This is a genomic window from Chitinimonas sp. (assembly GCF_036568685.1).
Taxonomy (GTDB): Bacteria; Pseudomonadota; Gammaproteobacteria; order Burkholderiales; family Chitinimonadaceae; genus Chitinimonas.
The window spans coordinates 1-5,808 of record NZ_DATCSC010000037.1; the positions used below are offsets into that span (position 1 = coordinate 1).

General features: G+C 64.0%; 8 protein-coding genes. 6 read left to right on the top strand and 2 right to left on the bottom strand.

The window, feature by feature from the left end; all coding sequences use genetic code 11:
* Positions 1 to 491 precede the first annotated feature (491 nt).
* A complete protein-coding gene (locus VIM95_RS06160) occupies positions 492 to 1,019 on the bottom strand; it encodes an REP-associated tyrosine transposase (RefSeq protein WP_331984122.1) in 528 nt (175 codons plus the stop codon).
* Positions 1,020 to 1,077: 58 nt separating this feature from the next.
* Positions 1,078 to 1,515 carry a hypothetical protein gene (locus VIM95_RS06165; RefSeq protein ID WP_331984124.1) on the bottom strand — a complete coding sequence of 146 codons (438 nt, stop codon included), beginning with the start codon at positions 1,513 to 1,515 and terminating at the stop codon, positions 1,078 to 1,080.
* 178 nt (positions 1,516 to 1,693) lie between these two features.
* Here VIM95_RS06165 and VIM95_RS06170 point away from each other — a divergent pair, with 178 nt between their 5' ends.
* The 6 genes from VIM95_RS06170 to VIM95_RS06195 all read left to right on the top strand — a co-directional run.
* The gene (locus VIM95_RS06170) at positions 1,694 to 2,320 is read left to right on the top strand and encodes a hypothetical protein (RefSeq protein WP_331984126.1); all 627 of its coding nucleotides are present in this window, start codon (positions 1,694 to 1,696) and stop codon (positions 2,318 to 2,320) included.
* Positions 2,321 to 2,442: 122 nt separating this feature from the next.
* Positions 2,443 to 3,339 carry a GNAT family N-acetyltransferase gene (locus tag VIM95_RS06175; protein ID WP_331984128.1) on the top strand — a complete coding sequence of 299 codons (897 nt, stop codon included), beginning with the start codon at positions 2,443 to 2,445 and terminating at the stop codon, positions 3,337 to 3,339.
* A gap of 166 nt (positions 3,340 to 3,505) precedes the next feature.
* A complete protein-coding gene (locus VIM95_RS06180; protein ID WP_331984130.1) occupies positions 3,506 to 4,387 on the top strand; it encodes a TIGR02285 family protein in 882 nt (293 codons plus the stop codon).
* Between the two features lie 9 nt (positions 4,388 to 4,396).
* Entirely contained in the window at positions 4,397 to 4,801 is a 405-nt protein-coding gene (locus VIM95_RS06185) for a GFA family protein (RefSeq protein ID WP_331984132.1), read from the top strand.
* Positions 4,798 to 5,166 (top strand): glyoxalase superfamily protein, encoded by a 369-nt coding sequence (locus VIM95_RS06190; RefSeq protein ID WP_331984134.1) that lies wholly within the window; start codon positions 4,798 to 4,800, stop codon positions 5,164 to 5,166. Before VIM95_RS06185 ends, VIM95_RS06190 begins: the two co-directional genes overlap by 4 nt.
* A 255-nt stretch (positions 5,167 to 5,421) precedes the next feature.
* Positions 5,422 to 5,808: Ig-like domain-containing protein (locus tag VIM95_RS06195; RefSeq protein WP_331984136.1), on the top strand; the 387-nt coding region annotated here is incomplete at its 3' end.

Consider the following 5,808-nt stretch of genomic DNA (forward strand, 5'->3'; position numbering starts at 1 on the left):
CTCGCCAGTGCGAGGCCGAAGATACTGTTCGATATCTAGCAAGTTTGAAGGATGAGTCCCGGCGTGGGATCTACGGAGCGAACTGACTGTTCAAGGGCGCAAACGGCGTCCGGGACTCGATGACGGAGCGCTACTCCGTCAAAAGCGACAATACAAGGGCGCAATCCCCGTAGGGCATTGCGCCGTATTGATCGTCGAAAGACAAGGCAAGGTCGAACCCCGTACACCGGCGGTCTAGCCTTTGCTCACGCGGGTTTGGCTTGCATGAGGCCGATACGGCGCAATGCCCTTCGGGGATTGCGCCCTACACACGGATTGCAGCTTGTCGACGCCTCAAGCGGCAAAGTACCTAGAACGGTCTATCCATGCCAGCGTACGGCACCGGTTGCACCAGCGGCGGAGCGAGCCCTACCCCGCAGGGCATTGCGCCGTATTGATCATTACAAGAGCGCGCAACGTCGACCCCCACCCACCGCCATTCTTGCGCCGTATCAATCCTGGTAAGACAGCGACACATCATTCCCACCCGCCCAATCTTCCGGGTAGACGCCCTGCTCCACCAAGCGGTGGAAAGTCGAATACGGCCATTCGCCGACCGAGCGCACCAAGCCGTGCTTGAGCGGATTGATATGCACGTAGTCCACGTGCGCGCGGAAGTCCGCCTCATCGCGTATGAGGTGTTCCCAATACCGCCGCTGCCAGATACCTCGCTCGCCCCGGCCAATACGAACTGCCGAGCGGGCCTCGGTCAGCGGCAAGGCCTTGGAGAACATCATCTTGATCAGCCGCATGCGCAGCGCGAAGTTGTGATCACCTTCAGGCAGCTCGATCACGCAATGCATATGGTCAGGCAGCACCACCCAGGCATGGATGGTTAAAGGGTACAGCCGCCGGACATGGGCCACCACAGTGCGTAGTGGCTCAATATGCTGGGTGAGCAGCGGCTCGCCCCGCCGGTTCAGCAGATTGAGGGTAAAGAAGTAGGTCCCGCCAGGGTGCCAGGCGCGGCGATAGTCCATGCGGCCGAGTGTGGGTCAATGTGCGATACGGCGCAATGCCCTGCGGGGATTGCGCCCCCTACGCGCGGTTCTTCCGACCAGGCCAACCACTCGACCACAGCATCACAACACACCCAAACAGGGTAGTCAGCGGTGGGGTCAACATGACTCTGACCACCGTAGCCAGGGAACCGTACGCCGCCTGCGCAAAATAGATCATTGAGAACAGCACAAGCACGATGGCCACGAGCAGAAAGACGGACGAAAAACGCCAGCGGCCCAAGATAAGGACCGCGCCAACCGTCATGGCAGCCACGGCAATCACCAGTATCAGGATGGGCAGCATCGGTATCGCGCCCACTCGGGCCAATTCTTTAAGCCAGCCAAAAGGCCCCAGATTGAACAGGATGTACAGCAGTAAAAACGGGATAGGAAAATAGCGCCAAAGCGGCGACCTGGCGGGCTTGGCTGCGGGCGAAGACAGCTGCGCCGTACTTGCGACGTAGGGATTGTCCATTCTGCGTACTCTCGTTTTAGATGATCGTTGCGGCAAACCAGTTCCCGGGCAGCTTTATAGCATGCCCCCTCTGCAGGCTTGTTGGTATGCCGTACCGCACGCGCCTCGTAGGGTGGGCGCCGTGCCCCCACATCAGCACCTTGCACCTCACGCCATGACCGGGCACGCTACGCACCCGATGCCCAGCCCTACCCTCATTCTCGCCATTCCCCTCGTCGCCAGCGTGCTGTTCGCCACCCAAGCCCGCGCCGCAGACCGTACCGCGCTGAATAAGGCGCTAGGCCAGTTCGCCAGCCAACCGCCGCTGGACCGCAGCACCCTGGTGCTGAACGCCACCGGCACAGGCAGCATCGCCACTGCGCCGCAGCTGGACGACGGCTTTTGCCGGGCGCAGCGCTACCGCATCGCCTCCAGCACCAGCATCACCCCAGACGGCACGCTGGCCTGGCCGCATAGCGATGGTCGCTGCAAGACAAGCGATGCGGCCGTGGCTTTTGCGGCGGATGCCCCGCGCTGGCTGGTGCGCTACGCCCTGCAGCACCGTGTGGCGCTAGCGGCAGATGCGCGACGCCTGATACGCGGGCATGCCTGCAACTGGGGGCTGAGCAAAAACTGGGACCCGATAGTGCTCGACAGTGCCCACCTGCAAACGGGCAAGGAAGGCCCGGAGCTGGTCGGCGTGTTCCGCACCACGGCCTACCAGGGCCGGGCTGCAAGCTACCCGGATTTTCGTGTAACGGTCGGCTTCCGCCAGTTTGGGAAGGATTACCTGCCCTGGTCGGTCACCTGCCCCGCGCGCCACTAGCAAAACCCTTCTGGCGTTGTTGTGCGAGCTTGCCGTACTAGCTGTACTGTCTACGCTCACACGCCGCGCCAGAACCGCTGCGCTGGCTTTTTCTAGCGGCGCCTATACCTCTAGCAACCACCATGCCTCTCACCCTCCGCTCCCTGCAAACCCAAGACTGCCCCCAGCTCGCCACCCTGCTGGCGCAGGACCACTGGCCGCCAGACCCACGCCCCCTGCCCGACCGCCTGGACCGGCTCTACGCCTGGCCAGACCAGGTGGCCTTTGCGGCGCTGGAGGGCGATGCCTTGCTGGCGGTCTGCCAGGTGCAGGGTGTGCGGCTGGTGGCGAGCGATGGTTATGCCATGGTGCAGCTGCTGACCATGGCACCGGGTGCGGAGCAAGCGCAGCTCGCTGTGCTGGCCCACGCCAAGGCCTGGGCCTTTGCGGCTGGCTATGGGCGCTTTAGGGTACGGATTGATGCCGGCAACGATGCTGCCCGCACCCACCTGACCGCTGCCGGGCTCGGCCAACACAAGGCCGGCTACATCTTCACCCGCCCGCTGGCGGCCAATGCCGCCACCCCGCCAGCGCCCAAGCCCGGCGTGCACATACGTCCGGCGCACGCTGGCGATGCCCCCGCCATGGCCGCGCTCATGCCCGATCTGGGCTATGAATCCACCCCTGCCGACATGGCCCGTCGCTATGCAGCCATCTGTGCCTGGCCCGAGAACGTGGTCTACCTGGCCGAGCGCGAGGGCGCGGTGGTGGGCCTGTGCCAGGTACAAGGCACCCGGGTACTGGCCGGCCCGGACCATGCCGAGGTGCAAGCCCTGGTGGTGGCCGAGGCCCAGCAGGGCCACGGCATAGGCCGCGCGCTGCTGGCACAGGCCGCCGCCTGGGGTTGGGCGCAAGGCTACCGTGACGTACGGCTGGGTTCCGGCGCCCACCGGACCGAGGCCCATCTGTTCTACGAGGGCCAGGGCTACCGCAAATTACCGCTCAGCCATGCGCTGGAGCAACGCGCACCGGCGGTGTAAGCCCGGTCGGCATGACCCGGTTGGCAGAAACCGCCCCCTGCCACCTATATTGGAAAGGTTAAGAACCACCTTCTCATACCATTTTGATACGCGTACAGACCGGTAAGGCGGTGTGGTGGGCTCATACCAAAGCATCCAACCGGTCATGCCGCCCAGAGATACCCTTGTGACGTGGATACGCTTCGCCGCACTCACCTTGTTCTGGCTGCCCATCGCCTTGCTGGGCACGCGGGCCAAGGCTGACCCGCCGCAACCCGTGCACTGGTTGGTGATCGACTTTCCGCCTTACGAGATACGCACCGGGCCGGATAGCGGTCGGGGGGTGATGGACCGTTACCTGCAGGGCCTGATGGAGCGCCTGCCACAATTCCAGCACCGTATCGACGTGGTGGGCTTCCAGCGGCGCGATGCATTGATGAAGACGGCGCAACCTTCCTGCACCGTCAGCCGCTTCATGACCCCCGAGCGCGCACAGTACGCCGTCTCTGCCCAGCGCCCCCATCTCTTTCTGCTGCCGCCCCGGCTGGTGGCCACGCGCAAGGCGGGCGATGAGCTGCGGGCCGCCATGGACCGCGACACCATCTCGCTCTCCCAGGTCCTCAACCAGCGCCAGTACACCCTGGGCATCTACCCTGCGCGGCGCTTTGGCGAAGCCATAGACCAGCAACTCGAAGCCATACGGGCGGAGCGGCTGGCAGCGATCCAGGACTACCGGGAGATCGGCACGGGGTCGATCATCGACCTGCTCAACATCATGGCGCGCGGCCGCTTTGAGCTGACCCTGGCCTACACCGTGGAAGTCGAATACCTGCGCCGTAACCACCCGGACCTGCCGCCGATGGACTACTTCCCCATCGCCGGCGCCACCAAGCTCTTGCCGCTGTATATCGCCTGCAACAAGACCCCGGAGGGGCTGGCCCTGGTGCAGGCCGTGGACCAGCTTAGCGGACAGGAGGAGGCCGCCGCCCAGGCGCAACGCGACTTCGAAACCTGGCTGACGCCAGAAGAGAAGCGGCGATACGATACCTTGCTGCCCAAGACCAAATAACCCGCCGCCATGCCCACCCGCACAGCCACCTGTTCCTGCGGCCAACTCCGCATCACCGTGCGGGGCGAGCCGCGCGGCGTGGGCCTGTGCCATTGCCTGGCCTGCCAGCAGCGCACCGGTAGCATGTTTGCCGCGCTGGCGAGCTTTAACGAGCCCTATACGGTAACCGGCGCCGCGACTGAATACGTCCGCACTGGGGATGCCGGCGCGCAGTTCCGCTTCCGCTTCTGCCCGGTGTGCGGTACCAACCTCTTCCATACCGAGGAAGGCACCACCGGCTCGGTAAGCGTGGCCGTAGGCGCCTTTGCCGACCCCGCTTTCCCGGCCCCGCAGGTATCGGTCTACGACTGCCGCCGCCACCCGTGGGTGCAGCTGCCGCCCGGTACAACGGCTTTCGACAAGGACCCCGCATGAGCATCACCCTCTCTCCCGCCATCCCCGTGCTGCGCATCTTTGATGAAGCCAAGGCCAAGGAATTCTATGTGGACTTTCTGGGCTTCACCCTCGGCTGGGAGCACCGGTTTGGCGACAACTTCCCGCTCTATGCCTCGGTCAACCGCGCCGGGCTGGAGCTGCACCTGAGCGAGCACTATGGCGACGCCACGCCTGGCTCCACCGTCTTTATCCCCATGCAAGGGGTGGATGCCCTGCAGGCCGAGCTGCTGGCCAAGAACTACCCCTACGCCAAGCCGGGTGTGGAAGACCTGGAATGGGGCCGGCAGATGCAGATCAGCGATCCCTTTGGCAATAAGCTGCGCTTTTGCCAACTATCAGATTAGGCGCAACCAGCTGCGCGTTTGCCAGCTGGCCGGCTAGCCCCTCAGCGTATGGCCTTATAGGCGACAGACACGCTATCATCCGCCCCGCTATCCGCGTCGCGATCAGCTAGACGCGGTTTATCTAGGCCCAGTTCCACAGCCGTAACCGCAGCCTTTCTGCTTTACCTTACCCATGCCCACCCCGGCCCAAGCGCCAGGGCGTGGCTGTATGTGCATGTTTAGCGACTTCATACTTTTTAAGTTGGATATAAACCTGTGAACAAAAAACATCTGGCAGTACTTGTCATGACCCTGGGGCTGGCCGCCTGCGGTGGCGGTGGGGGTGATTCCTCGGCGACCACCCCGCCCGCAGCCCCCTTTACCGTGAGCAGCACACTCCCCGCCGCTGGCGCCACTGGGGTCGCCCGTAACGGTACTGTCACCGTCACGTTCAGCACGGCGGTCAATGCCGCATCGGTCAGCAGCAGCTCGGTTCAGCTGCTGGGCCCACTGGGCAACGTCATTCCCTCCCAAGCAGTCGCCAATGGCACCACACTGACCATCACCCCTACCGCCAAGGCGCTACCGGGCGATACGCAATACACGGTCAAGCTGGCCAGCACCCTGGCAGACACCATGGGGCGACAACTGGGTACCGCACAA